A 25,455-nucleotide genomic window follows, 5' to 3' on the forward strand; every position below is an offset into this window, starting at 1 on the left:
CCCCTCCCATGCGACAGTTAACCCGCCCCATAAGACAGCAAACCCTACTTACCCCTTCGGTACCTCAATCATGATCGCGTCGCCCTGGCCGCCGCCTGAGCAAATCGCTGCCACCCCGATGCCGCCGCCGCGGCGCTTCAATTCGTGCATCAAGGTGATGATAATCCGCGCTCCGCTGGCGCCAATCGGGTGGCCGAGGGCGACCGCACCGCCGTTGACATTTACTTTTTCCGGATCCAAACCGGCGATCTGCCCGCTTGCCAAGGCTACAGCGGCAAACGCCTCGTTGATTTCAAACAAGTCAATCTCGGCTAAACTCCGTCCAGTTTTTCGCAAAATTTCATTTATCACAAGTCCCGGTGTCCGTGGGAAGTCCTTGGCTTCCACGGCAATCGCAGCCTGACCGATAATAACGGCTTCCACCCGGCGGCCTTCGCGCTCAGCCCGTTCTTCGCTCATTAAAACTAGCGCGCCGGCGCCATCGTTGACCCCAGGTGCATTGCCCGCAGTAATCGTTCCGCCGCCACCAAACGCCGGGCCGAGTTTCGCCAATTTTTCCAAAGAAGTGTCTTTACGAGGAGCTTCATCATGCCGGACAACAACCGGCTCACCCTTGCGCTGCGGCACCTCAACCGCAACAATCTCCTCGGCAAACTTGCCGCTTTCCATTGCCTCAATGGCACGCTTATGGCTTCTCAACGACCACTCATCCTGTGCTTCACGGCTAAGCCCCATTTCCTCGGCCGTTGAATTTCCATACGTACCCATGTGCACGCCGGTAAAGCTGCAGCTCAAGCCGTCATGGATCATCAAATCCTGAACCGAAGCATCGCCCATCCGCAGCCCCCATCTTGCTTTTGGCAGAATATAAGGCGCGTTCGACATGGACTCCATTCCGCCGGCCACAATCAATTCTTCATCGCCCGCCCGGATGATCTGGTCCGCCAGCGTCACACTGCGCAGGCCGGAAGCACATACCTTGTTGATGGTTTCCGTTTTGACCTCCCACGGCAAGCCGGCATGACGCGCCGCCTGTCGTGACGGGATCTGCCCCTGTCCGCCTTGCAAAACCGACCCAAAAATGACTTCCTGCACGTCCTCCGGCTTTACACCCGCGCGTCCCAGCGCCTCTTTAATTGCGATGCCACCCAGCTGTGAGGCAGTGAAGCTGCTTAGCCCGCCGCCAAACTTGCCAAATGGCGTGCGGACCCCGCTTAAAATAACCGTTCTCCCCATCCGTAACATTCCTTTCCCCTTGGTTTTATCCCCATGATAATTCCCAATTTTCAGTCACAAAAACCCACATTGACTGAACGCTCGCTCAACACAACAACAAAAACTTCCGCAGAGGCCCGAGTCACAACCCTGCGAATTCCAGCAAGCAAATGTAAGCGTTTTATCCATCTATTCTATTTTACATAAAAAATAGCAGAAGTTGAATTATTTTACACAAATATTTTTAAAATTGTGCATTTCATCAACCTCTGCTATCACATTTAAAAATTAAGAAGCTACCGCCGCCGGCTCGCCGCAGACTGCCTTTTCAAGAAGCTCGGCCACATCGTAAGTGGCGACCTTGTCTTCAACCTCTTTCGCTTTCGTGCCGTCAGACAGCATTGTCAGGCAGTACGGGCAGCCGGAGCTGATCACCGATGGATTGACGGACAGTGCCTGCTCGGTCCGAGCTACGTTAATGCGGTGTCCGGTTTCTTCCTCCATCCACATCAAACCGCCGCCGGCGCCACAGCACATGCCCTTTTCGCGGTTGCGCTCCATTTCCAGCAGCTTGACGCCAGGGATGGCCTTCAAGATTTCACGCGGCGGATCGTACACGTCGTTGTAACGTCCTAAATAACAGGAATCATGGAACGTGATCGTCTCATTCACGGCATGCTTCGGCTTCAAACGGCCGTCGCGGACAAGCTCGAACAGCACTTCGGTATGGTGGTATACTTCAGCCTCCAAGCCGAAATCAGGGTATTCATTTTTAAAAATATTGTAGGCGTGCGGGTCAATTGTGACGATTTTCTTCGCGCCTGCTTTTTCAATTTCCGCGACGTTATTCGCGGCAAGCTCCTGGAACAGGAACTCGTTGCCGAGACGGCGCACGGTATCGCCGGAGTTCTTTTCTTTGTTGCCAAGGATGGCGAACTTTACGCCAGCTTCGTTCAACAATTTCGCAAATGATAAGGCAATCTTCTGACTGCGGTTGTCATAAGAGCCCATCGAGCCAACCCAGAAGAGGTATTCGAACTCTTCGCCAGCCTTGTTCATTTCTTTTACCGTTTTCACTTCCACATCCTCGCGGGCTTCGCGCCATGTTTCGCGCTCTTTACGGTTCAAGCCCCACGGGTTGCCCTGACGTTCAATGTTGGTGATGGCGCGCTGGGCGTCAGCATCCATTTTTCCTTCTGTTAAAACTAAATAACGGCGCAGGTCGATGATTTTATCAACATGCTCGTTCATGACTGGACATTGGTCTTCACAGTTCCGGCACGTTGTACAAGCCCAGATTTCCTCTTCGGTAATCACATCGCCAATTAGGCTTGGGTTGTAAGCGACTGCTGCAGCAGACTCTTGCGCACCTTGACCAGCTGCCGCAAGCGCAAGTTGATTTCCTTGGGTATTCGCAAACGCGAAGGTCGGCACCCATGGCTGCTTTTGCGTCACCGCAGCCCCATAGTTGGTGAGATGATCGCGCATTTTTAAGATTAAATCCATCGGCGACAGGATTTTGCCGGTGCCGGTGGCCGGACACATGTTGGTACAGCGGCCGCATTCGACGCAGGCATAAAAGTCAATCATTTGCAGCTGGGTGAAGTCTTCAATTTTTCCAACCCCGAAGGTTTCTTGCGATTCGTCTTCGAAATCAATTTTCTTCAGCTTGCCCGGTTTTTCCAACCGGTTAAAGTAGACATTCACCGGTCCGGCAATTAAGTGCATATGTTTTCCTTGCGGTATGTAAACCAGGAAGGATAACAGGAAAATTAAGTGAATCCACCAAGCGATGTAGAAAATGACGATGGAGGCCGTTTCGCCAATTCCAGCGAGCGCCATCGCAATCAGTGAGGCTACCGGTTCGGTCCAAGTCGGATCTTCGCCGTGCCAGATGATGCCCATTCCGTTTCCTATTAGGACGGATAGCATCAAGCCGCCGATAAAGATGAGCACAAGGCCTGATTTAAAGCCGCGCTTTAGCCGGACCAATTTTTCAATATAGCGGCGGTAGAAAGCCCAAACAACCGCTACCAAAATTACCAGTGTGACAATCTCCTGGAAAAAAGTAAACCCGGAATACAACGGGCCAAGCGGCAAGTGGGAACCTGGCGCAATCCCTTTCCAAATAAAATCAATCGCCCCGAATTGGACGAGGATGAAGCCGTAGAAGAACATGACGTGAATCGCGCCGCTCTTCTTATCCTTTAACAGCTTCTTTTGGCCAAAGACGTTGACCCAAATTTTTTCCAAACGTGCCTTGACGTTGTTATCAAACTCGACTTTTTTTCCAAGCTTGATATACTGGATCCGCGTTTTGACTACATACACAAACAGGCTGACTGCGTAAGCGGTTACAGCCAAAAATGCAATGAGGTTAAGCCATAGTAGTCCATTCATGTAAAACGCCCCTTTCTTTGATTTCTCCCCTGTCGTTGTTTTAAGTAGTAGAAAATATAAAATTTTCTGAACATCTTACCTCTATTATATTATGAATGAGCATTCAGTCAATTAATTTTTACAAACTTATAGAAATCATTGTCGTTGGTAAAACTAAAAACCACTGATTGGAGGAAGGTTTTCTGGATGAAATTGTTGACTGGATTGGGCGGGCTTTTATTATTTACGATTATATGGCTTGTTTTAGATTTTAGATTGGGCCGAAAGAAGCATCTTTCCTCTGTTGTTAAGACGGAATCACCTATCCATCATGGCGATTTTGATATTTTTACGCATGGAAAGGAGCTGTTTGCTGATTATTTCAACGAGCTGCGGGCTGCGAAACACCGTATCTATGTGTTGTTTTATATCGTAAAAGATGATGAGTTCGGTCAGGAATTTCTATCTATTTTAATGGACAAAGCACGTGAAGGGATCGAGGTCAGGCTGCTGCTTGACCGGCTTGGCAGCTGGAAGATGAAGAATTCGCGGGTCAAAATGCTGCGGGAAGCCGGGGTAGCGGTTGGGCTCAGCGATCCGATTCGCTTTCCATTTCTGTTTTATACGTCACAGGTACGGAATCACCGAAAAATCTCGATTATTGACGGTAAAATTGCCTATCTAGGCGGGTTCAATATCGGCAAAGAGTATGTCGATGGCGACCCAAAGCTTAGCCCATGGCGGGATTATCATCTAAAAATAACAGGCGAGAGTGTAAATTATTTGCAGAGTGAGTTTCTGCTTGATTGGAAGCGAAACAATAAGCGAGGGTTAGAGGCCAATTTATTTCTTAAAAAAGCCAATGTACCAAACCGGGAGTTTCCACTGAAAGGAGCAGCCAATGTCGAATTGGGAGCCGAGTTGAATGCGGGAACCGAGTCGGTCGAATTTGGCGGAGAGCTTATTACAGGAACCGAGTCAGTCGAATTTGGCGGAGAATTAAATACGGGGATCGAAACAGCCCCATCTTCTGCCTCCCCGGGCTTACCAAAGCTTTCACATGAAGCGGTCCGTCATCAATTCATTCCTACAGAGGCTCATCAGCTTGAAGGCTTGTTTCTTAATCTGATTCAACTGGCGGAAAACACGATTACGATTGGCACACCTTATTTTATTCCCAGCACCAGAATCTTGGAGGAATTGCTTAAAGCCGTACAGCGGGGGATCTGTGTGACTGTGATTGTACCGACTGTAGCCGACCATCCGCTCGTCAAGGAAGCTTCCTTCCGTTATCTGCGCCCGTTGATTCGCGAAGGCGGATTGGTTTATCAATACCAAAAGGGATTTTATCATGCCAAAACCATCGTGATTGACGACAAGCTCTGTGACATTGGCACCGCCAACTTTGATAAACGGAGCCTTTACCTGAACAAAGAAATCAACTGCTATGTCTATGACCCAGAATTCATCGCCAGCCTGAAGGAGATCCTGACCAAGGACATTCACGACTCCAAACCGCTGACACTGGCGGCCCTGGATGCGCCCAGCTTGAACAGATCCGTCAAAGAGGCTGTAGCCCGAACTATTTCCTATTTTTTATAAAAAAATTTAAAGGTTGGTGTCAGGCACCAAAGAAAGACAAAACCTCCAATTTGTCCATCTGGCGCGGACAAATTGGAAATTATTGTAACAAACATCCCCCTCTTGTTGAGAATGAAAAAGGTCCCCGAAAGCTGAATTCGGAGACCTTTTTTATTCTTCAATCAGGTTGAGGACAGGGACATCCTGCTCGTGTTCGGGGTCTTTCCGTGAATAAATCCGCGCCATTTTGGTTGTTTCATCGACATGCTGAATGATGACCGGTGTCCCCTCATATGTCACGTTAATCATGTCCGCGGAATCAAGAATTTCCTTCGCTCTTCCCACATTCATTCGTACCATTCACTCCTCATAGGAAATTACTTTAATAATATTTGCATTTCTTGGGACTTTATACACATATTAGAGGTGCTGCTCAACTTTTCTGGCCTTCCTCGGCCATTTTCTGATCAGTTTCAGTCCTATTCTGAAGGTTTCCCCATGAAACCGATCATTTGGGTTCCGCCAAAAAACTAATTTCCAAATGATAGCTCCCGGCATGCTCGCCCTGCATGGCAAAATCGTACTCTATCTCCACACGGCCGCCGCCTTTCTCAACGCGAAAATCCAGCTTGCGTGCCAATGTTGTGGTTTCGAACACCCCAAACGGCACCTCATAGCTGCCATAAAGCTTTTGGCCCAGCCGAAACGGAAGCCGCATCTTCACAGCGCCGCCCCGTAATATCAGCGCCTCTTCCCCAGCCATTTTCACAATCGTCCGGACGGTGCCTTCCTCATTCACTTCCTCATATTTCAGGAACGAGGCATTATCTTTTTCAAAATATCGTCCAAACACCACCAACTCGAAGCTCTCCTGCTCATCAATGGTCGTCTTCACATTTACTTTTACCGGAATCTCCATAAGTAACGGCCTCCTATCGCATTTCCCCATTATACTCATGAAAAATGCCGAAATCAAAAGATGCCTGCCCATGAAGGACAGACACCTATTTTTAAAATTTATTTCACCCAGCCCAGCATCATTTCGCGGATCAGCTTGCTTGCTGTATTCGCTGTTTGTTCGGACGGGTCGTAAATGGGTGCCACTTCGACCAGGTCACAGCCCACGACGTTGACCTCGGAGCGGGCAATCGCGTGGATGGATGCAAGAAGCTCCTTCGAGGTGATTCCGCCGGCATCCACCGTACCAGTCCCCGGTGCATGTGCAGGGTCAAGCACATCGATGTCAATCGTGACATAAACCGGACGGCCGGCAAGCTTAGGAAGTACTTCCTTCAACGGTTCCAGCACTTCAAACTTCGAAATATGCATGCCATTCTCTTTCGCCCATTGGAATTCTTCCCTCATTCCGGAACGGATGCCGAAGGAGTATACATTGGATGGCCCAATGTGCTCGGCAATTTTACGGATCGGCGTCGAGTGCGATAACGGTTCACCCTCATAATTTTCACGCAGGTCGGTATGAGCATCCATATGAATGATCGCCAAATCAGGATACTTTTTAAAAACCGCCTTCATGACCGGCCAGGAAACGAGGTGCTCCCCGCCCATGCCAAACGGAAATTTGCCGGCAGCCAGCACCTGGTCAATAAAATCTTCGATAATATCAAGGCTCTTCTGGGCATTCCCGAACGGAAGCGGAATGTCACCGGCATCAAAATATTTTACCTCGTCCAGCTCGCGGTCGAGATACGGGCTGTATTCCTCAAGCCCAATGGACACCTCGCGAATCCGTGCCGGGCCAAATCGCGACCCTGGACGGTAACTGACTGTCCAATCCATCGGCATCCCATAAAGGACAACCCTGCTCTCTTCAAAATTCGGGTGGCTCTTAATAAACACATTTCCCGAATAGGCCTCATCAAAACGCATATAAAAACCTCACTTTCTATGTATCGCCGGTCACCTCGAATCTTTACGTGACCAAAACAGCCTTTTTTGCTCCAATTGGGCCCATAGCCAAGATTAAATCATCTATTTCAACAAATCCCCAACAAACTTCGGCAGTACAAACGCCGCTTTATGCAATTCCTTCGTATAATAGCGTGTTTCAATGTCGTGGAAACGGTCATCTCCCACCGCAAGCGGGTCGTACTTTTTCGAGCCGATGGTGAATGCCCACAGGCCACTTGGGTAAGTCGGAATATTTGCCACGTACAAACGCGTAATCGGAAAAATCTCGCGAACATCGCGCTGGACGCTGCGAATCAGGTCGGCCTTGAACCAAGGGTTGTCCGACTGGGCGACGAAAATGCCGTCCTCCTTGAGCGCCTTGGAAATCCCCGCGTAGAAGCCTTTTGTAAATAGATTCACCGCAGGGCCAACCGGCTCAGTCGAATCCACCATGATCACATCATACTCATTTTCGCTTTGAGCAATGTGCATAAACCCGTCGTCAACGCGGACATCGACACGCGGGTCATCAAGCCAGCCGGCAATCTCCGGCAAAAACTTCTTCGAATACTCGATCACTTTTCCATCTATATCAACGAGCGTCGCCTTTTTCACGCTTGGGTGTTTCAGTACTTCGCGGATGACGCCGCCGTCGCCGCCGCCAACCACGAGCACGTTCTCCGGATTTGGATGGGTAAATAACGGGACATGCGCGACCATTTCGTGGTAAACGAATTCATCCTTCACCGACGTCATCACCATGCCGTCCAAAAGCAGCATATTGCCCCACTCGGCCGTTTCTACCATCTCCAGCATTTGAAAATCTGTTTGTTCTGTATGTAAGGTTTTATTCACTTTCATCGTGATGCCAAAGTTTTCAGTTTGTTTTTCGGTAAACCACAGTCCGCCCATGTCACATCTTCCTTTCCATTTTTCTTACAGTATATAAACGAAAAAGACCTCAAACTTATACTACCCCAACTATTGAAAACCAAACGCACGAAAAAGTCTAGCAAAAGTTTAAATAAAGTTTTCATTTTTATCCAGTACATGTTTAAAACCCCATTATTTTTTCAATACTATTACTATCGATTTTTTTAGCGGGGGTGTTCAATGTGGAAATCATGACGGACCAGGGGTTCCGTAAAACAATTAAATACCTAAGGGCGCTTGTGATTGTCAGTTTGATAGGAATATCCTGCATGCTGATTTTCCTCATTGGCATCCTTGCCTATGCAAAAATTCTCGGCCCGCCGCCGCTCGCCGTACCGCAATCGACGCTGATTTTCGCCGACGATGGCACGTTGATCGGCGAGACTAATAACGGCCAGAAGCGTTACTGGGCCAAGCTTAGCGATATTTCACCGGACCTCGTCAATGCGACCATCTCGATTGAGGATCGGAATTTTTACGAGCATCACGGGTTCGATTATAAACGGATAGCCGGGGCCGTCATCGCCGACGTTAAGGCCCTCGCCAAGGTGCAGGGCGCGAGCACGATTACCCAGCAGTATGCCCGGAACCTGTTTCTCGAACACGACAAAACGTGGAAGCGGAAGTTGACCGAGGCATTTTACGCGATCCGCCTCGAAATGAATTACTCGAAGAAACAGATTCTCGAAGGCTATTTAAACACGATTTATTACGGGCACAGCGCTTATGGGGTCGAAGCGGCCAGCCAATTCTTTTTTGGAAAAAAAGCTTCGCAGCTGACGCTGGCCGAAGCCAGCATGCTCGCTGGAATTCCGAAGGGACCCGGATTGTACTCACCGCTCAGCTCGCTGGAAAACGCCAAAGCCCGGCAAACCATTATTTTACAAACAATGGCCAAAAACGGCTACATTTCGAAAAATAAAGCGGAAGCCGCAGCACAAGAGCCGCTCAAAATTGTAGGTGAGCACACCACACCGAGGGTAAAGGTGGCACCGTATTTTCAGGATGCAGTCCGCAACGCCTTAAAAAATCAGCTGAAGCTCGGTGACCGGACCATCGCCTTAGGCGGGTTGAAGGTGTACACGACGCTAAATCTGAAGCAGCAGGAAGCGGCCGAGAAGCAAATCCAAACCTATGTCGACAGCGAATCGGATATTCAGGTCGGGTTGGTGGCGATGGATCCGAAAACCGGCTTCGTCAAAGCGATGGTCGGCGGCCGCGATTATGAAAAGAGCCCTTTCAACCGTGCCGTCCAGGCCATCAGGCAGCCGGGTTCGACGATCAAGCCGCTGTTATACTATGCGGCCCTGGAGAACGGGTTCACGCCATCATCGACGATGCGAAGCGAGATGACCACCTTCAAGTTCGACAATGGCCACGGCGATTATACGCCGCATAATTTTAACAACAAGTATGCCGATGGTGAAATTACGCTCGCCCAGGCGCTTGCAGTATCCGATAATATTTTTGCGGTGAAAACGCACTTGTTTTTAGGGGAAGAGATATTGATTGAAACAGCCCGCAAATTTGGTCTGTCCACGAAAATGGCCGAGGTGCCATCGCTCGCCCTCGGAACTTCAGGGGTGCGGGTGATCGAAATGGCCAATGCCTACAGCCTGTTCGCCAACGGCGGCAAGAAGGTGCATCCAATATTGGTGACAAAAGTCGAGGACTATAACGGCAATGTGATTTTTGAAGCAAACAGCGAACCCGAAAACGTGCTCGACACGGCCAAAGCGTTCGTGATGACGCAGATGCTGACGGGGATTTTCGACCAGAAGCTAAACGGCTATGCCCGGGTGACCGGCAGCACGATTGCCAAGGAATTAACCCGGCCATACGCAGGAAAATCGGGGTCGACCGAAACAGACAGCTGGATGATCGGCTTTTCGCCGCAGCTAGTGACTGCCGTTTGGGCGGGCTACGATGTCGGCAAGCCAATTGAACTGCCGGCGGAAAAATCGTATGCGAAAACCATCTGGGCCAATTTTATGGAGGAGGCGCTCGATGGCAAGCCGGTTAAGGCGTTCAAGCCGCCGAAAGAGGGGGTTGTCGGCGTCTATGTCGACCCGGCCAACGGTAAGCTCGCCACCAAGGATTGCCCGGTCCGCCGCCTGACGTATTTTGAGGAGGGGACCGAGCCAACCGACTACTGCACCGACCATATCGGCAGTACTGCAGACGATGGCCCGGTGAAGGATGGCGGCACCAAGAAAATCCCGTGGTACAAGAAGATTTTCCCTTGGGGGAATTAATTTTAGTATAATAACGGAAAAAGCTCCGGATTGCCTCCGGAGCTTTTTCCTGTCCTAGTCTTACAGTGTATTCACACTGCCTATTATGTTACCACTTTTTAAAAAAACTACAAGTGATTTAAGTCTCTTTATTTTTTCAAAAAAATTTCCATACCGATGCGTTAACTAACCATCAATACGGCGATGAAAGGCCTTCACTAATGGAAGTTTCACTTTATTGGACCAGCAATCCCTGTTTCAATTCATCGGAAGAATTGTTCCACAATGCCTCGTTATGGTTGCGCAGGAACTGTGCCAGCACCTGCTTCGATTTGTCATCCATATGGTCAACAATAATATGGCGCTTGAGCGATTTGTCCATCCGGTTGACATGCTCTGGCAGCGATTTGTAGCCACGGCGGATCGAGCGGTCGACGGTCATGTAACAAGCTGTCACCCCGGCGTAATACGGCCCTTCCTCACGGCGGTCAATCGTGACCCAAATCAGCCAATACGGCTTGCCGTTTGGCACTTCGTCCTGGTTCGGCAAAAATTTAATACCCTTTTCTATAGCGCTGCGGGCGTGCATCGCGCCGACATCGATTTCCGCCTCGCCGGCTTCGATATCAATAAAGACTGGCGAGACATTATCAAGGCTAAGCGCACCTTTGCCGAAGCCCTTATGGCCGTCAGTCGGGTCGCTTTTGATGATATTAAACCCCATTTTTTTCTTTTTCTCATCCATTGATCCTGTAAACCTCCTTTAATAAAACCAGCCATAGAAGAAGTCGCTTAAGCTATGTGCTACCCATGGGACCACCGTGCCAAATATCGGCTGAATCGTGTACTGGTCAAGCGGTGTTATCACTAAAATTAAAAAGATTAAAATCCCGTACTGTTCATATTGTGTCATTTTGGCCCGGATATGATTGGGAGCCAGATCCTCGACGATGCGATAGCCGTCAAGCGGCGGCAACGGCAGCAAATTGAACACAAACAAAACAATGTTCAACTGAATAAAGATTTCAAGGAATTGGTAAAAACCAGCCGACAGCTCGAACCCGAAGCTTCGTAAGCCGTAGGCAGCAATAAACCCAATGGCGGCGAGCACGAGATTGCTCAAGGGGCCTGCAACGGAAACGAGCACCCCGGCAAGCCGCGGCTTTTTAAAGAAAAAGCGGTTAACCGGTACAGGGCGGGCCCAGCCGAAGCCGGCGATGAAAATCAAGATGGTGCCGACCGGGTCGAGATGCTTGAGCGGGTTTAATGTCAGCCGCCCCTGTTTTGCCGCGGTATGATCACCAAATTTATAAGCCACATAGGCGTGGGCAAATTCGTGAAACGTAAACGCAAACACGAGCGTGATCGCAACGTAGGGAATCCACTCAATTGGGTATGCGAGAAATCGTTCCAAATGCGTTTCTCCTCTCATTGAAAAGGTTTTTTCTGTCTATATTTCCTTTTAGTATACATGAAACGGTTTCGAAAAAGAAAATCTTATGTGCCGCTTCCAGACCTGTTGCAGATTTTTGAAGTTTATGGAACACTAAAATCAGTGTTAATAAAAAGGAGGAAGCTTTAATGCCATACGTAACCGTAAAAATGCTGCCAGGCCGCACCGACGACCAAAAGAAAGCCCTAGTCGAAAAAGTAACCGACGCCGTCAGCGAAACAACCGGCGCCCCAAAAGAAAACGTCGTCGTATTTATCGAAGAAATGTCCCCCAACCACTACGGAGTTGCTGGAGTCAGACATAGCGATAAGTGAAATAATGGAAAAAGGTGTCAGGCACCATCCGTGGACATTTGTCCTCCTGGGGTGGACATCGAAATCTGACCAGTTTTAACGAAAAAAGTGTGAATCCGCGGCAGCTGCTTCGGGTTCACACTTTTTCTTTTATATCTTTAGGTCATTTTTTGTGTTTTCTATTTGCAGTTTTTCCAGCTCGAGCTTCATTTTTTCGGTTTCGATTAAAAAGTTGTCGTGCTTTAGCCTTTCAAGCTCCAGCTGATCCTTGACCATTTTCGCACGCAATTTTGTCTTTTGTATCGATAACCCACCAATTATCGCAACAATCGGAATACAAACCGCTACCAACCCTATCAACTCGCCCATACTTACTACCTCCAGACCCTATCATATACAAATCATAACAAATTTGCACGAAAATGGATATTAAAAACCAATAAAAAAACGCCCAAACTCCTAACGCGGGGTTCGAGCGCTCTAAGTGCGAAGTTACGCCTGCTGCACAACTTTTCCTTTCAAAGCTTCAATATAGCGGTAAGCCTCATCAATCTCCTCTTCGGTGTAGCGCTGGCTGCTTTTTAACGTAAACACCTTGTTCGCAACCTCATCCTTTGGAAGATTATCAAAATATAAAACCGTCGATACGAGCTCAAGGAATCTAGCATTCTGCTCATTCATATCCACCAGGCAATCGTCTAAACACGGCATGTCCACTTCATTGAGGCTCAAGAACTCCTTGCCGGCATCAGTCAGCGTGTAACGATATTGATAGTACCCGCCCTTTTTCTCCTTCACCTCATTAAGGAAGCCCATGTTGCACAGCTCCTCCACCCGGGTCGTCAATTCCTCGGAATACGGCCCGTAAAAGTGAAACTGGAAACGGTCATGAAACGGAAAATCTATTTTCTTTGCGATGTATATCATCTTCTGCAACTTTTTTCGTCCGACAATTTCACCGGAAACCAGAATTGCCTGCATCAGCTTGGCATGATCTTTCAGCAATGTTCGTCAACTCCTACTCCATGTAAACAATCTCTAATCTAAAAGCGCGCGAATTTGTTGTTTTATGTCTGCTGCATTCGAGTCATCCGCCAGGAAGTCAGCGGGGTAATACAGCTTATGGTCGGTTCTTCTTTTTCCGGAAATTGCATCAACAATTTCCGACTCGCGGGACAGCTCGCGCAATTCCCCGTTTTTCATCAGCAAATGAATCGGGAGCCGCTCCTCTTCCTCACCCGGACGGTAAAAGTCGTACGGCAAGTCCGAAGAGGAATCAACGACCAAGTAATATTCCGGGTCGATGCCCGCCTGTAAAAATAACGTGGTTAACTGAGCCAGCTTTTTGTATTCTTTAGCCGGATCGAATTCGGCATATTTGAACAGATTCCGATTGACAAAGCGGTGGCACAGGTCACTGATGATTGGGTCCGTTTCGTCCTGCCAAATTTGAAAATAATACATAATTACCGCTTCATCCAATTTTAAGTAGTCTTCCAATTTCACCTGCTCGCAAAATAACGAGATAAAGTGAGTCGGCTCATATTTAAAAGAATAGTTGTTCTTGTATAAGTCCTTGGCGCGGTGGAGGATTTTTGTCAAAATCACCTCGGCGCTGCGGGAAACAGGATGGAAATACACCTGCCAGTACATCTGGTAGCGGCTCATGATATAATCCTCGACCGCATGCATGCCGCTCTTTTTGATAACCACCTGATCTTCGCGGGGCCGCATCACGCGCAAAATCCGCTCCATATCAAATTGGCCGTAGCTGACCCCAGTGAAATAGGCGTCACGCTGGAGATAATCCATCCGGTCGGCATCAATCTGGCTCGATATCAAGCTGACAACCAGCTTTTTCTCCGAGGTTTTCGCAATGACTTCGGCGACTTTTGCAGGAAAGTCGGGGCTGACCTGAGTCAGGACCTTGTTGACTTCCGTATCGCCGAGAATAATGGCACGGGTGAAATCCTCATGGTCAAAATCAAAAACCCTTTCAAAGGCATGGGAAAACGGACCGTGTCCGAGGTCATGGAGCAGGGCGGCGCAAAGTGTGAGCAGGCGGTCATCGTCATTCCATTCCGGGCGGCCTTCGAACACATCGTCGATGATACGGCGGACAATCTCGTATACCCCTAACGAGTGGTTAAACCGGCTGTGTTCAGCGCCATGGAACGTCAGAAACGTCGTCCCAAGCTGCTTGATCCGGCGCAAGCGCTGAAACTCCTTCGTCCCAACCAAATCCCAAATCACCTTGTCCTGAACGTGGACATAGCGATGAACCGGATCCTTAAATACCTTTTCCTCACTCAACTTCTCCACCGAGTACACCATGCATTTCCCTCTTCCTCAATTACTTAATTCTATTATACCCGCCCCATAAGGGTAAATCATCCAAATTTCAGCAATTTTCCTCAGCAATTTTCGACAGTGGTGTTTAGCACCATTGCCATGTTGGAGATACTCCAATTGGTGTCAGGCACCACTCGTGGACACTGTCCACCTGGGACGGACACCAGCCCCCAAAAGAAAAATCACCTAAGTCCCATAACACTAGGTGATTATTTTAATTTCTTATTAATTTTCTCCATTAATTCCTCTTCTGTCAGGGCCGCGAGCGGGCGGTTGTTGACGAAGGCGAAGGTCTTTTTCCGGCCGGGGCCGCAGTAGGACTGGCAGCCGATTTTGATTTCGGCATCCGGATCAATTTCTTTCAAGCGAGGGATCAATGTCTTTAGATTCACGGCCTGGCAATCATCGCAAACGCGAAATTCATTGGACATTTTTGCTTACAACCCTTTCTTCAAACAATCTATAAATAAAAAAACAGCACGTACAAGCACTTAACTCCTAACGTATTTTACAGCTTCTTTTTAAGCAATGCAAGTTGGTTATTTTAGCAATCTTATGCAAACCATGTTAAGGAAGCGTATCCACCCGTGCATGAAACGCAGTCCGCACCCCGCAGGTTTATAGTTACCTATCATGAAAAAAATCTATTATCCTTTCAACCATTTGGTATAAACCCTAGAAAACTTGTCCATCATAAGACTAGAACTTTTACACTTGGCAGGATTATGCCTGACCATCATTCAAAAAATCATAACATATTAAGGAGTTGAATCATATGAAAGTTCGTCAAGATGCATGGACAGACGAGAACGATCTGCTGCTGGCCGAGACCGTGCTCCGGCATGTCAGGGAAGGCTCCACGCAGCTGAACGCATTTGAAGAGGTGGGGGATAAGCTCAACCGAACTTCGGCCGCCTGCGGATTCAGATGGAATGCCGTTGTCCGCCATCGCTATGAAAAAGCATTGCAGCTCGCTAAAAAGCAGCGGAAACAAAGACAAAGGATTTTGGGTAAGGATCAAGGCGGCAAGAAAAAGCTGCTTTACAACCCACCGGTTTCAGGTACAGAAGATTTAGAGGTAGTGGCGGTTCAAGCCGAAATGGTGCTTGACACCCCAGAACCCATGCAGGACATGACCGTGGAAATGGCAGAGGAAACCGTCGTTGTGCCAGCAGCACCGGTATACCAGCGGCAAGCTGTCGCGGCACCATCAGGGCTCACAATGGATACGGTAATCCGTTTCTTGGAAAACTTTAAACATTCCAATCTGCAAAATGATGCATTAAAAAGTGAGAATGAAAGATTGAAACGAGAAATCGCTGAGTTAAAGCAGCAAAATGAAGAAATGACGAAGAAAATCGCTACCCTTGAGGAAAATAAAGAAACCATGCAGGAAGATTACGAGACATTAATGAAGATTATGAATCGGGCCCGCAAGCTTGTCCTGTTTGAGGAAGAAGAGCGCCCGGCGACCAAATTCAAAATGGACCGTAACGGAAACCTCGAAAAGGTTGCAGAATAACAGCGTAAGCGAATACATCCCGGATGACAATCTTTTTTTAAAAAGATAGGGAGAAGAGAATAAAAGCGCAGCATCTCATTTTAAAAGCGGAAGCGCCTTAATCAAGGGCTGGAGCTAGCAAATAAAAGAGGCCGTAAACCCAACTAGGGTTTACGGCTTTTTATTTGACCCTACATCCCCGCAATCCGTTCATTCCGCTCCACAATCCGCTGATAATAGCCCGGCAGCAGCCCAAGCTCATATTCATTCAACTGCCCGGCATACAATAAATCGCTGTTTTGCTTCAGCTGCTGTAACAACCGGAGCATACAATCACCGACCGTCAATTGGAGTCCAAGCAGCTCCGAAAGCGAGGCCATTACCTCCGGGGCTATTTCAGGGTACGCAAATTTCGTCAGTTCGCCCTGTTTAGCCAGCCGGTAAAACTCGCCAACCAACGCGGCACGTTCCGAACCGCTGCCGGTGACACAAAGGTATATCTGGACAGCAACCCCGCGGCGCAAACGTCGCTGCGAAATACCGGCGAACTTTTTCCCGCCAATGCTGAGGTCAAAGCTTCCAGGGCAGTAGGACCCGACAATCTCCCGGGCCTCAATCTCGACCGAAAAATCGGCAAACATCTGTTGAATCAGCTGCCACATCGCCTCATAGCCGCGATTGATATCAATGCCTTTTTCTGCCTCGGGGAGAATTAACGAGATATTCAGGACACCGTCATCAAGAACGACCGCAAGGCCGCCGGAATTTCGGACAATGACCTGATACCCTTTATTTTTTAAAAATTGCATCCCGTCCTGCAAGAATGGCAGTTTCGTATCTTGAATCCCGAGAACAATCGTATTTTGGTGAACCCATGTCCGCGCTGTTGCCGGTGCTTGTCCCGCCCCGACCGAAGCACACAGCGTATCATCCATCGCAAATGACTGCAGCGCATGAAAATGCGGAGAAGCGGCGGACTGGTCGATGATTCGCCATTGGGATTGGCGCAGTAAACCTTCCATCATTCAAAACTCCTTACACAAGGATCATAATCTTTATTATAGCAAAAAGAGCTAGTCCCTTCTTGGAACCAGCCCCCTTATAGAAAAATTACAATCCCTGCGCCGCCGTAATCAACGCCAGCTTGTACACATCTTCTTCATTACAGCCACGGGACAGGTCGTTAACCGGCGCGTTCAAGCCCTGCAAAATCGGGCCAACCGCTTCAAACCCGCCCAAACGCTGGGCAATTTTGTAGCCGATGTTTCCAGCCTCAAGACTAGGGAAGATAAACACATTCGCATCCCCTTGTAACACAGATCCCGGCGCCTTGCTCTTGGCCACAGACGGAACAAACGCAGCATCAAACTGGAATTCGCCGTCCAACACCAACGATGGCTCGCGGCGTTTTGCCTCTTCCACAGCAGCGACAACCCGCTCTGTTTCCTCAGATTTTGCCGAACCCTTTGTTGAAAACGAAAGCATTGCCACGCGCGGCTCGATATCAAACATTTCTGCCGTTTTCGCGCTTTCGATCGCGATCTCCGCCAAATCCATACTGTCCGGTGCAATATTAATGGCGCAATCAGCAAACACGTATTTTTCATCATCGCGAACCATGATAAATACGCCGGACGTTTTCTTGACGCCCTGCTTAGTCTTAATGATTTGCAGCGCCGGACGTACCGTGTCGGCAGTCGAATGGGTCGCCCCGCTGACAAGCCCGGTTGCTTTTTTATTGTAAACAAGCATCGTGCCAAAATAGTTTTCATCCTTTAAAATCTCACGAGCCTGCTCTTCGCTTGCCTTGCCTTTACGGCGCTCGACAAACGCGGCAACTAGCTCGTCCATTCCCTCGTAGCTAGCAGGGTCATAGATTTCCACTCCATCAAGTGAGACGCCAAACTCGCCCGCTTTCGCTTTGACCTCATCGGTATTTCCCACCAATACAGGTGTCAACAGGTTTTCGGCAGCCAATCGGCCCGCAGCACGTAAAATTCGCTCATCCAGGGCCTCAGGTAACACAATCTTTAAACCGCGCCCGGAAATTTTTTGCTTTAATCCTTCGAATAAATCACTCACGACTAATCCTCCCTTATACAATTCCAATACTAGCTTACTTTACCCCAATCAGATTTTAAAGAAACATCCATCACAGATAACGCTTTCACTCCAAAGTTTCAGTTTTCAAAAAATTCAACTCACCCTTTTACTATTTGCCCTTTTTTCAAAATTTATCCATTCCGTTGCTAAAATGCGTTAAATTGGGCAAGTCTTGGTCAAACTATGTTATAGTGTATATGATTGTTCATAACGATGATTATGTAGGAGTGATTATAATGAGTGAAGCAGCACAAACGCTTGACGGCTGGTATTGCCTTCATGATTTCCGTACGGTTGACTGGACCACTTGGAAGATGCTTCCTGAAGATGAACGCCAGACGGTCATTGACGAGTTTTTAAGTCTCGTCGAAAAATGGAATGCGACCCAGGAACGCAAAGAAGGCAGCCATGCTTTATATACAATCGTCGGCCAAAAGGCTGATTTCATGATGATGATTCTGCGCCCAACCATGGAAGAATTGAATGAAATTGAAACAGAGTTCAACAAATCCAAATTGGCCGAGTTCACCGTTCCTGCTTTTTCATATGTATCCGTAGTGGAGCTCAGCAACTATTTGCCATCCGACGGCGGCGACCCCTACCAGAATCCGTATGTACAGGGCCGACTTTATCCGATCCTTCCTAAAACCAAGCATGTTTGTTTCTACCCAATGGATAAGCGCCGGCAGGGCAATGACAACTGGTATATGCTTCCGATGGAGGAGCGCCGCGAACTTATGAAGAGTCACGGCATGATTGGCCGCCAATATGCCGGCAAGGTGAAGCAAATCATTTCCGGTTCCGTTGGTTTTGACGATTACGAGTGGGGCGTTACCTTGTTTGCCGATGATGTCCTGCAATTTAAAAAGCTCGTTTATGAAATGCGTTTTGACGAGGTCAGTGCCCGCTACGGCGAGTTCGGTGCCTTCTTCGTCGGCAATATTTTGGAGGAAGAGCGCGTATCGACGTTCCTTCGTGTATAAATAGTTTTTATAAGCTCTCGGCCCAAAAGCTGAGGGCTTTTTTCTATTTTCCCCTCCTAAAAGTCATATATCGGGACTTTCTTTCATACTATTAAAACAGCGAGACGCAGGAACCAATTTGGGTTTAACCGAGTATGTTATAGAATGTTGGGCCATTGATTTATTTATTTTTAGGAGGGAAAAAGATGAGCCAATACTACAATCCTCAAGGATTTCAGCCTTATACCGGGGCGGTGGGTCAGCAGGGAGCCCAGCCGATTGCAGGCGGTCAAGGATTCCAACCGAGCCCGCAATTTCCGCCGCCGGGCACAGGAATGGGAGCGTTCCCAACTACGCCAACGTTCTCGGGTGGCGCGACTGGGTTTCCGGGTGCAGGAGCAGGAGTTCCAGGGATGCTGCCGATTGAGCAGTCCTACATCGAAAACATTTTGCGGTTAAACAAAGGCAAGCTTGTATCCGTATTTGCCACCTTCGAAGGCAACAACCAGTGGAATGCCAAGGAATTTAGAGGCGTCATCGAGGCGGCCGGCCGCGACCACGTCATCTTAAGCGACCCTCAGTCAGGTGTACGCTACCTCATCCCAATGGTAGCCGTCGACTACATCACCTTCTCCGAGGAAATCGAGTACGACTATCCATTTGGCGCCGGGCCAACGTTAGGGACTTATCCGCCGCGATAAAAAGCAAAAAAGCATTGAGACGAGAGCTCAATGCTTTTTTGTTTAAAATTCTTTCATAGCCCCAAGGATCATTAATACCCATGCAGCCAAGAAGCAAACCCCGCCAATCGGGGTGATGGCACCAAGTGGTCCGATTTTCGTCAGACTCAATACATACAAGCTGCCGCTGAATAAAATGATGCCTGCAAGCATCAGCCAGCCGGACCAGGTAAATAGTGAACTGGTTGCCGCCTTTCCGAGCAGCAGCGCAACCACCATTAGGCCGGTGGCATGAAACATTTGATACTGGACCCCGGTTTTCCAAATATCCAAATAATGCGCATCGAGTTTGTCCTTTAATCCATGAGCGCCAAACGCCCCAAGCGCGACCGCCAAAAACGCGTTGATGGCGCCAATCATAATAAACGTCTTCATCTTGATTTCTCCCCCTTTTTAAAAATCAAACAGTGAATCCCCATTCGCGTCGTCATCCATCTCCAATTTCTTCGGTTGCGGCATGACGGTTGGTTGTGGTTGGAACACTACAGGTTGTTGTTGAGCCACGATGGGCTGTTGAAAGGCCGCCGGTTGCGGAACAATCGGTTTTGGCTGCACTGGGAGTGGCTGCCTGCTATGTCCCCCGCTCACCGCCTGCTTTTCATCCAAAATTAATTCGCATAATATTTTAATAGAGTAGATCCGTTCCCGCAAGCCTTCCTCTGTTTGGCTCGCCCGGGCTTGTTGCAATTCATTTCCCATTTTCGTTAAAAGTTTTTCCATCGATATATTCACGAGTGACACCTCTGGTTTTGAGTCTGTAATCTATTCTACATGAGTATGGTCGATTTTTCGAAAAAATAGACTTCGGTGCTCATTCGACATCATTCAACTTGTTTCACGTGAAACGCCCCTAAAAATGTCAAAACCCGCACCTTCTCGGGGTACGGGTTGGTTAGCCTAATATTCGTTGATAGATTGATTTTGCATGCGTCAAGTCTTTGGTGCCATGGATTAGCGCGCGGCCGTCCTGGAAAATAACCATCCGTTCACCGCCGAGTTCTACCGATAAGAGGTACGGATTCCCCTTGACAGCATAGCCTAGCGAGCTGAGCTGGCCCGCCAATTGTTCCAGCGAAATTTCTCCTGTTTGCGACGGGCGAATTTGTACGGTATCCCGGCCGCACAACACGGTCGTTTTCGTCATATTTTCCCGGTCAAGATACGGATAAGTCCGCTCCTCGCCGCAGGACAAGCAACCGGCATGCTTTGCCTTCGACATTTTCATGCTGGTATATTGGTTGCGCCACAGGTCAAAGCTGACAAACGCCGTGCGAACGGCATCCCAGTCCTCAACGAGCATCTTCAACGCTTCCGCTGTCTGATGGGCAATGACCATTTGCACGGTTGGCGAGATAATTCCGCCCGTATCGCAGGTCATTCCCTGAAGCGGGATTGTCCGCAGCAGGCAATTCAAGCATGGCGTTTTTCCAGGAATGATGGAAAAACTCATCCCGAAACTGCCGACGCAGGCCCCATAAATCCACGGGACATTGTATTTCTGGGCCGCATCGTTCATCGCCATCCGCGTTTCGAAATTATCGGTCGCATCCAACATGACATCAACGTCAACGATCAGTTCCTCCAGCAATTCAGGCGTGGCGTCGCCAATGATAGCGCGGATTTCGACATCACGATTGATTGCTTTGAGGCGCTTTTCTGCTGCTGCCGCTTTTGGCAGCTTTTCCGCGACATCCTCCTCGGTATAAAGCTGCTGGCGTTGCAGATTGCTCGCTTCGACATAATCACGGTCGATTATGGTAATCTTCCCGACCCCGGCGCGAGTAAGAATTTCAGCATTGCCGGACCCCAAGGCACCGGCGCCGATGATCAAAACATGCTTATTTCGGATTTTTTCTTGGCCTTCCTTGCCGATTCCGGGAAAAAGGACCTGTCTTGAGTAGCGTTCGCTCATAGAATCAGCCCCCGCTGACCGGTGGAATAAACGCGATTTCGTCGCCATCCTGAATCACTTCATCATTGGAAGCGAACTCTTCGTTAATCGCCGTCATGACCGTGTCCATTCGCGGCAATTTATATTTCGAGGTCAATTCTGCCTTCAGTTCAGCGACCGTTTTTCCGCTGGCATCTAACCGGAGAACCTCTTCACCGACAGCGTCACGTAAATGAGCAAAAAATAGAACCTTATTCATTTAAGTCACCCTCCTCAGGCTTTCCACTCGGATAGGCCTTCGTTTCCAACTGATTGCCGACCCATTCTTCGCCGTCTTCCCAGTGCTCTTTTTTCCAGATCGGGACGATTTCTTTAATCCGCTCAATCGCATAACGGTTCGCTTCATAAGAATCAGCGCGGTGCGGTGTCGACACGGCAATCACCACAGCAATATCGGTGATATCTAACCGCCCGACACGATGCGTAATGGCTGCCTTCGAACCGGCCCACCGTTCCTCAATCTCACGGCCGATCTGCTCGAGCTTTTTCACAGCCATCGCTTCATAAGCTTCATAGATTAAAAATAATGTCTTTTTGCCGTACGTCAATTCACGGACAGTGCCGATAAACGTGGTAATCGCACCGGCCTCGCGCTGGACGACTTTATCAATCACCGCTTGGATATTAATTGGTTCCTTGGAAATTTCATAGAACTTCAATTATTTCACCTCTTCAGCCAAGTTTTTCAACACGGCATTTTCGACCACTTGATAGCCGCCGATGTTTTCTACCTGCTCCTTAAAGGCAGGGGAATGAATAATCTCGCGCAGCAGTATACCCTGCTCGCTTTCGTAAAAACTTCTTGTCATCACCAGATCATATTCTTCATCGGCCAGCGGGACAAACTCGAGCCCCATCGCTTTTGCCGCTGGATAAATCCCCAGTCCGGCCGCATTCCTATCACCGTTTACTTCCGCTGCAACCGCCAAATGCGAGAACATCTCACGGTCATAGCCAACGACATCTTCCGCACCTAAGCCTGATTCCTCAAGCAGCATATCAAATAAAATTCGCGTGCCAGCGCCCTTTTGCCGATTCACGAAATTGGCCTTTTTCTCGACTACATCACGAACATTAGAAATCCCAAGCGGATTGCCAGCCGGCAGAATCCAGCCCTGTTTGCGTTTTAAAAATGGATATAAGACAACGTCCTGTCCGGCCAGCAGCCTGCGAACGTATGAAATATTGTATTGTTTCGTTTCAGGGTCAAGCAAGTGAATCCCCGCTACATGGGCCTCCCCTTTTCGGACCGCCATGATTCCGGCCATACTGCCGACGTGAGCGGAAACAATCTTCATATCGGTCCGTATCCGCTTCAATGCAGATGACAGCAAGTCAATCGTTAAATCATGACTGCCCGTAAACATAATGGCATTCTTTATTTCTTCGAGAGGACGCAGCAATTCAACCTCTGCCATCTCTCCTTGCTCATAGCCAATCACTTCCGGCGGCACGACCAATAGCCCATCTGCCCGGACATAGGACATCGTTACACCCGCAGCGCGTGTCAACGGGTTGGCCACAAACTCTCCGTTCACATAGCCGATATTCATCCGGACAAAGTCCTCGGCGCCCATTGACGAAACAATCCGACGGCCGAGCTTGACTGTCACCTTCTGCCGAACCGGCTCCGGAATGCCCAAATACTTGCAAACCAGCGGACGGGCGAACCATTCCAAAGCCAAATAAGCTGACACAGGATAGCCCGGAACACCGACAACAATCTTCCCATTCACTTTTCCCAAAATGACCGGCTTGCCGGGTCGAGCGGCGACCCCATGGGTAAATACGGTGCCGATTTCGTTAATAATGTGGACGGTGTAGTCTTTGCGGCCTGCTGATGACCCGGCGTTAATCACGATAAAATCGGATGTTTCCGATGCTTCTAGCAGCACTTGCTTTATATTCTCGGGCTCATCCTTGACAATCCGGTGAAGCCGCGGCTCTCCGCCCCACTCCCTAATAAAATTGGTAAAAACCGTCCCGTTAAATTCAACAATTTTTCCAGGATCCATTTCAGAACCGGGCTCGACAAGCTCATTTCCCGTTGGAATGACAGTGACAACCGGCTTCTTGACGACCAGAACCTTCAATAATCGAGAAGTCAGCAGAATCCCTAAATCGGCTGGGCGCAGCTTATGCCCCTGCGGAAACAGCATTTCCTCCTGGACAATGTCCTCGCCAATCGGGCGGATATGCTGCCAAGGTGTTGCAGGCTCGATAATTTCAATCGTATCATCGTCTAGCACCTGTACGTTTTCAATCATAATGACCGCATTAAATGGCGATGGAATCGCATTGCCAGTGTCGACATAAACAAACTGATTGCCGCGCTTTAAATGAAGCGGATTCTGCTCATGGGCGGAATAGGTGGTTTCAGCGATAACCGCGACCCCATCCATCGCCGAAGCGTGGTAATGCGGTGTTGAAATCGGTGCAAAAATTGGCTCTGCTGTGACCCGTCCTAACGCATCGACCGCCGGAATCCATTCTGTTTCAGGGGTCAGATCGAATGCAGCAAGAATTTCGTCTCTGGCCTCAGTCCGTGGTTTATCTTCCAGGTAAATTTTCCGTTTGTACATGACTGTGCCTCCTCTTACCGTGACGGAATCACAGGAACGTATTCACCCTGTGACACGCCTTCTTTTTCTGAACTAATCTCGACGATGCCATCGCTTTTGACCAGCGTCGTAATCAAGCCCGATTTGCCGATAATCGGCTCGGCCCACCACTCGCCGTCTTTTTCCTCAAGCCTAACACGAATATAATCGGACCGCCCCATCGACGATGGAATGTTTTTCGTAATCCGAGCGAACACCCGCTCCGGCCTCCGTTCCAATTTTTCGCCGGAAAGCTTTCGTAAAATCCGCTCGCCAAATAATTTAAAAATAATCATCGCCGAGGCTGGATGCCCTGGCAGGCCAATCACCGGTTTACCATCCGCTACTGCCAAAATTGTCGGTTTTCCCGGCTTGATGGAGATGCCGTGAACAAATACGCCAGGCTCGCCTAATGACTGAATCACTTCGGTGGTATAATCCTTGGCCCCTACGGAGCTGCCGCCGGACATAATTAAACAGTCAACCTGTTCATACAGTTCACGGGCACGCTGGCTAAATTCCTCATAATCATCCTTGACGATTCCGCCGTAAATGACCTCGACGTTCCAGTCGCTGGCCAATCCGGCAATCGTCAGTCCGTTGATGTCGCGAATTTGGCCCACCCGAAGGGATTCCGTGCTATAAGGAACAATTTCATCCCCGGACGACAAGTAACCGGCTTTGAGTTTTCGATAGACAGTGACATGGGTGATTCCTAAGGAGGCGAGTGCTCCCAACTCCTGGGCGCGCAGCTTCGTCCCCTTTTCGAGAAGAACCTCCCCTTTACGGATATCTTCGCCCGCACGAATCACATTTTCTCCAGGCGCTATCTGCTTATATGTATTCAAAAGACCGTCAACATCCTCGACATGCTCAATCATGATGACGCTGTCACTGCCGGCCGGAAGCATGCCGCCGGTCGGGACGTATACCGCCTGCCCTAAACGGACCGCAACGTCAGGGACCTCGCCCATCTTGACTTCACCGGCCACGTTGAGGAAGCCAGGCATCGACTCGGATGAACCATACGTATCTTTCGCGCGGACTGCATAGCCGTCGACAGTAGACCGGTCAAAGCCCGGGACATTTTCCTTCGCGGTCACCGGTTCGGCGAGAATATAATGGAGGGCTTCCGCAAGCTCCTTCACCTCGGTTCGTTCCAGCGCCGCAACCTGTTCATCTATTAAAGCAAATGTCTCTTCGACTGTTTTTACTTTGAAAAATTGCATGGTTTCCAAGTCCCCCTT

27 protein-coding genes are annotated in these 25,455 nt (G+C 49.0%); 6 read left to right on the forward strand and 21 right to left on the reverse strand.

Annotation, left to right across the window (positions count from 1 at the left end):
• Positions 1-48: 48 nt before the first annotated feature.
• Together M3234_RS03740 and M3234_RS03745 are read right to left on the reverse strand one after the other, a co-directional pair.
• The gene (locus M3234_RS03740; RefSeq protein WP_262303380.1) at positions 49-1,236 is read right to left on the reverse strand and encodes an acetyl-CoA C-acetyltransferase; all 1,188 of its coding nucleotides are present in this window, start codon (positions 1,234-1,236) and stop codon (positions 49-51) included.
• Between the two features lie 267 nt (positions 1,237-1,503).
• Positions 1,504-3,615, reverse strand: a complete 2,112-nt coding sequence (locus tag M3234_RS03745; RefSeq protein ID WP_262303381.1) for a (Fe-S)-binding protein — start codon at positions 3,613-3,615, stop codon at positions 1,504-1,506.
• Positions 3,616-3,801: 186 nt separating this feature from the next.
• On the opposite strand from M3234_RS03745, the gene M3234_RS03750 reads away from it, so the two are divergent.
• A complete protein-coding gene (locus M3234_RS03750) occupies positions 3,802-5,196 on the forward strand; it encodes a phospholipase D-like domain-containing protein (protein WP_262303382.1) in 1,395 nt (464 codons plus the stop codon).
• Positions 5,197-5,346: 150 nt separating this feature from the next.
• Here M3234_RS03750 and M3234_RS03755 read toward each other — a convergent pair whose 3' ends face one another.
• From M3234_RS03755 to speE, 4 genes are all read right to left on the reverse strand, one after another.
• The gene (locus M3234_RS03755) at positions 5,347-5,526 is read right to left on the reverse strand and encodes an H-type small acid-soluble spore protein (RefSeq protein ID WP_262303383.1); all 180 of its coding nucleotides are present in this window, start codon (positions 5,524-5,526) and stop codon (positions 5,347-5,349) included.
• A gap of 157 nt (positions 5,527-5,683) precedes the next feature.
• Positions 5,684-6,094: a YwiB family protein gene (locus M3234_RS03760; RefSeq protein WP_262303384.1), complete on the reverse strand. Its 411-nt coding sequence runs from the start codon at positions 6,092-6,094 to the stop codon at positions 5,684-5,686.
• A 98-nt stretch (positions 6,095-6,192) separates the two neighbouring features.
• Positions 6,193-7,065, reverse strand: a complete 873-nt coding sequence (gene speB / locus M3234_RS03765; protein WP_262303385.1) for an agmatinase — start codon at positions 7,063-7,065, stop codon at positions 6,193-6,195.
• A gap of 102 nt (positions 7,066-7,167) precedes the next feature.
• Positions 7,168-7,998: a spermidine synthase gene (gene speE, locus M3234_RS03770; RefSeq protein ID WP_262303386.1), complete on the reverse strand. Its 831-nt coding sequence runs from the start codon at positions 7,996-7,998 to the stop codon at positions 7,168-7,170.
• A gap of 203 nt (positions 7,999-8,201) precedes the next feature.
• On the opposite strand from speE, the gene M3234_RS03775 reads away from it, so the two are divergent.
• Positions 8,202-10,274, forward strand: a complete 2,073-nt coding sequence (locus tag M3234_RS03775) for a transglycosylase domain-containing protein (protein ID WP_262303387.1) — start codon at positions 8,202-8,204, stop codon at positions 10,272-10,274.
• 214 nt (positions 10,275-10,488) lie between these two features.
• Here the strand turns inward: M3234_RS03775 and M3234_RS03780 are convergent, their stop codons facing one another.
• A complete protein-coding gene (locus M3234_RS03780; protein WP_262303388.1) occupies positions 10,489-10,998 on the reverse strand; it encodes a YwhD family protein in 510 nt (169 codons plus the stop codon).
• Between the two features lie 18 nt (positions 10,999-11,016).
• Positions 11,017-11,667, reverse strand: a complete 651-nt coding sequence (locus M3234_RS03785; protein WP_262303389.1) for a site-2 protease family protein — start codon at positions 11,665-11,667, stop codon at positions 11,017-11,019.
• Between the two features lie 167 nt (positions 11,668-11,834).
• On the opposite strand from M3234_RS03785, the gene M3234_RS03790 reads away from it, so the two are divergent.
• Entirely contained in the window at positions 11,835-12,020 is a 186-nt protein-coding gene (locus M3234_RS03790) for a 2-hydroxymuconate tautomerase (RefSeq protein ID WP_262303390.1), read from the forward strand.
• 129 nt (positions 12,021-12,149) lie between these two features.
• On the opposite strand, the gene M3234_RS03795 is transcribed toward M3234_RS03790, so the two are convergent.
• The 4 genes from M3234_RS03795 to M3234_RS03810 form a co-directional block, all read right to left on the reverse strand.
• The gene (locus M3234_RS03795) at positions 12,150-12,368 is read right to left on the reverse strand and encodes a hypothetical protein (protein WP_262303391.1); all 219 of its coding nucleotides are present in this window, start codon (positions 12,366-12,368) and stop codon (positions 12,150-12,152) included.
• A 123-nt stretch (positions 12,369-12,491) separates the two neighbouring features.
• Entirely contained in the window at positions 12,492-13,004 is a 513-nt protein-coding gene (locus M3234_RS03800) for a YwgA family protein (RefSeq protein ID WP_262303392.1), read from the reverse strand.
• A 33-nt stretch (positions 13,005-13,037) separates the two neighbouring features.
• Entirely contained in the window at positions 13,038-14,333 is a 1,296-nt protein-coding gene (locus M3234_RS03805) for an HD domain-containing protein (protein ID WP_262303393.1), read from the reverse strand.
• Between the two features lie 227 nt (positions 14,334-14,560).
• Entirely contained in the window at positions 14,561-14,782 is a 222-nt protein-coding gene (locus tag M3234_RS03810; protein ID WP_066310193.1) for a YuzB family protein, read from the reverse strand.
• 344 nt (positions 14,783-15,126) lie between these two features.
• Here M3234_RS03810 and M3234_RS03815 point away from each other — a divergent pair, with 344 nt between their 5' ends.
• Positions 15,127-15,873 carry an RsfA family transcriptional regulator gene (locus M3234_RS03815; RefSeq protein WP_262303394.1) on the forward strand — a complete coding sequence of 249 codons (747 nt, stop codon included), beginning with the start codon at positions 15,127-15,129 and terminating at the stop codon, positions 15,871-15,873.
• A gap of 170 nt (positions 15,874-16,043) precedes the next feature.
• Here M3234_RS03815 and lipL read toward each other — a convergent pair whose 3' ends face one another.
• Both lipL and pta read right to left on the reverse strand, forming a co-directional pair.
• Entirely contained in the window at positions 16,044-16,874 is an 831-nt protein-coding gene (gene lipL / locus M3234_RS03820) for an octanoyl-[GcvH]:protein N-octanoyltransferase (RefSeq protein WP_285858256.1), read from the reverse strand.
• Positions 16,875-16,962: 88 nt separating this feature from the next.
• Positions 16,963-17,934 (reverse strand): phosphate acetyltransferase, encoded by a 972-nt coding sequence (pta, locus tag M3234_RS03825; protein ID WP_262303396.1) that lies wholly within the window; start codon positions 17,932-17,934, stop codon positions 16,963-16,965.
• Positions 17,935-18,191: 257 nt separating this feature from the next.
• Here pta and hemQ point away from each other — a divergent pair, with 257 nt between their 5' ends.
• A complete protein-coding gene (gene hemQ / locus M3234_RS03830) occupies positions 18,192-18,938 on the forward strand; it encodes a hydrogen peroxide-dependent heme synthase (protein ID WP_262303397.1) in 747 nt (248 codons plus the stop codon).
• Between the two features lie 185 nt (positions 18,939-19,123).
• A complete protein-coding gene (gene gerQ, locus M3234_RS03835) occupies positions 19,124-19,618 on the forward strand; it encodes a spore coat protein GerQ (protein ID WP_262303398.1) in 495 nt (164 codons plus the stop codon).
• Positions 19,619-19,660: 42 nt separating this feature from the next.
• On the opposite strand, the gene M3234_RS03840 is transcribed toward gerQ, so the two are convergent.
• The 7 genes from M3234_RS03840 to M3234_RS03870 form a co-directional block, all read right to left on the reverse strand.
• On the reverse strand, positions 19,661-20,032 hold the full coding sequence (locus M3234_RS03840; protein WP_262303399.1) for a DUF423 domain-containing protein: 372 nt from the start codon (positions 20,030-20,032) through the stop codon (positions 19,661-19,663).
• A gap of 18 nt (positions 20,033-20,050) precedes the next feature.
• Positions 20,051-20,389 carry a YwdI family protein gene (locus M3234_RS03845; protein WP_262303400.1) on the reverse strand — a complete coding sequence of 113 codons (339 nt, stop codon included), beginning with the start codon at positions 20,387-20,389 and terminating at the stop codon, positions 20,051-20,053.
• A gap of 160 nt (positions 20,390-20,549) precedes the next feature.
• Positions 20,550-21,569 carry a thiazole biosynthesis adenylyltransferase ThiF gene (locus M3234_RS03850; protein WP_262303401.1) on the reverse strand — a complete coding sequence of 340 codons (1,020 nt, stop codon included), beginning with the start codon at positions 21,567-21,569 and terminating at the stop codon, positions 20,550-20,552.
• Between the two features lie 4 nt (positions 21,570-21,573).
• Positions 21,574-21,807 carry a molybdopterin converting factor subunit 1 gene (gene moaD / locus M3234_RS03855; protein ID WP_262303402.1) on the reverse strand — a complete coding sequence of 78 codons (234 nt, stop codon included), beginning with the start codon at positions 21,805-21,807 and terminating at the stop codon, positions 21,574-21,576.
• Positions 21,800-22,267 carry a molybdenum cofactor biosynthesis protein MoaE gene (locus M3234_RS03860; protein ID WP_262303403.1) on the reverse strand — a complete coding sequence of 156 codons (468 nt, stop codon included), beginning with the start codon at positions 22,265-22,267 and terminating at the stop codon, positions 21,800-21,802. The genes moaD and M3234_RS03860 overlap by 8 nt, the downstream gene beginning before the upstream one ends.
• The gene (locus M3234_RS03865) at positions 22,268-24,190 is read right to left on the reverse strand and encodes a molybdopterin biosynthesis protein (protein ID WP_262303404.1); all 1,923 of its coding nucleotides are present in this window, start codon (positions 24,188-24,190) and stop codon (positions 22,268-22,270) included.
• A gap of 14 nt (positions 24,191-24,204) precedes the next feature.
• Positions 24,205-25,437 carry a molybdopterin molybdotransferase MoeA gene (locus M3234_RS03870; protein ID WP_262303405.1) on the reverse strand — a complete coding sequence of 411 codons (1,233 nt, stop codon included), beginning with the start codon at positions 25,435-25,437 and terminating at the stop codon, positions 24,205-24,207.
• Positions 25,438-25,455: the final 18 nt, after the last annotated feature.

It is taken from the genome of Neobacillus niacini, from assembly GCF_023715785.1.
GTDB classification, from domain to species: Bacteria; Bacillota; Bacilli; order Bacillales; family Cytobacillaceae; genus Neobacillus; species Neobacillus niacini_E.

Bases quoted from the DNA above. Each gene is read 5' to 3' on its own strand.
- M3234_RS03740 (WP_262303380.1), bottom strand. From the start codon at position 1,236: ATGGGGAGAACGGTTATTTTAAGCGGGGTCCGCACGCCATTTGGCAAG.
- M3234_RS03745 (WP_262303381.1), bottom strand. From the start codon at position 3,615: ATGAATGGACTACTATGGCTTAACCTCATTGCATTTTTGGCTGTAACC.
- M3234_RS03750 (WP_262303382.1), top strand. From the start codon at position 3,802: ATGAAATTGTTGACTGGATTGGGCGGGCTTTTATTATTTACGATTATA.
- M3234_RS03755 (WP_262303383.1), bottom strand. From the start codon at position 5,526: ATGAATGTGGGAAGAGCGAAGGAAATTCTTGATTCCGCGGACATGATT.
- M3234_RS03760 (WP_262303384.1), bottom strand. From the start codon at position 6,094: ATGGAGATTCCGGTAAAAGTAAATGTGAAGACGACCATTGATGAGCAG.
- speB (WP_262303385.1), bottom strand. From the start codon at position 7,065: ATGCGTTTTGATGAGGCCTATTCGGGAAATGTGTTTATTAAGAGCCAC.
- speE (WP_262303386.1), bottom strand. From the start codon at position 7,998: ATGGGCGGACTGTGGTTTACCGAAAAACAAACTGAAAACTTTGGCATC.
- M3234_RS03780 (WP_262303388.1), bottom strand. From the start codon at position 10,998: ATGGATGAGAAAAAGAAAAAAATGGGGTTTAATATCATCAAAAGCGAC.
- M3234_RS03790 (WP_262303390.1), top strand. From the start codon at position 11,835: ATGCCATACGTAACCGTAAAAATGCTGCCAGGCCGCACCGACGACCAA.
- M3234_RS03795 (WP_262303391.1), bottom strand. From the start codon at position 12,368: ATGGGCGAGTTGATAGGGTTGGTAGCGGTTTGTATTCCGATTGTTGCG.
- M3234_RS03805 (WP_262303393.1), bottom strand. From the start codon at position 14,333: ATGGTGTACTCGGTGGAGAAGTTGAGTGAGGAAAAGGTATTTAAGGAT.
- M3234_RS03810 (WP_066310193.1), bottom strand. From the start codon at position 14,782: ATGTCCAATGAATTTCGCGTTTGCGATGATTGCCAGGCCGTGAATCTA.
- M3234_RS03815 (WP_262303394.1), top strand. From the start codon at position 15,127: ATGAAAGTTCGTCAAGATGCATGGACAGACGAGAACGATCTGCTGCTG.
- lipL (WP_285858256.1), bottom strand. From the start codon at position 16,874: ATGGAAGGTTTACTGCGCCAATCCCAATGGCGAATCATCGACCAGTCC.
- hemQ (WP_262303397.1), top strand. From the start codon at position 18,192: ATGAGTGAAGCAGCACAAACGCTTGACGGCTGGTATTGCCTTCATGAT.
- gerQ (WP_262303398.1), top strand. From the start codon at position 19,124: ATGAGCCAATACTACAATCCTCAAGGATTTCAGCCTTATACCGGGGCG.
- M3234_RS03840 (WP_262303399.1), bottom strand. From the start codon at position 20,032: ATGAAGACGTTTATTATGATTGGCGCCATCAACGCGTTTTTGGCGGTC.
- M3234_RS03850 (WP_262303401.1), bottom strand. From the start codon at position 21,569: ATGAGCGAACGCTACTCAAGACAGGTCCTTTTTCCCGGAATCGGCAAG.
- moaD (WP_262303402.1), bottom strand. From the start codon at position 21,807: ATGAATAAGGTTCTATTTTTTGCTCATTTACGTGACGCTGTCGGTGAA.
- M3234_RS03865 (WP_262303404.1), bottom strand. From the start codon at position 24,190: ATGTACAAACGGAAAATTTACCTGGAAGATAAACCACGGACTGAGGCC.
- M3234_RS03870 (WP_262303405.1), bottom strand. From the start codon at position 25,437: ATGCAATTTTTCAAAGTAAAAACAGTCGAAGAGACATTTGCTTTAATA.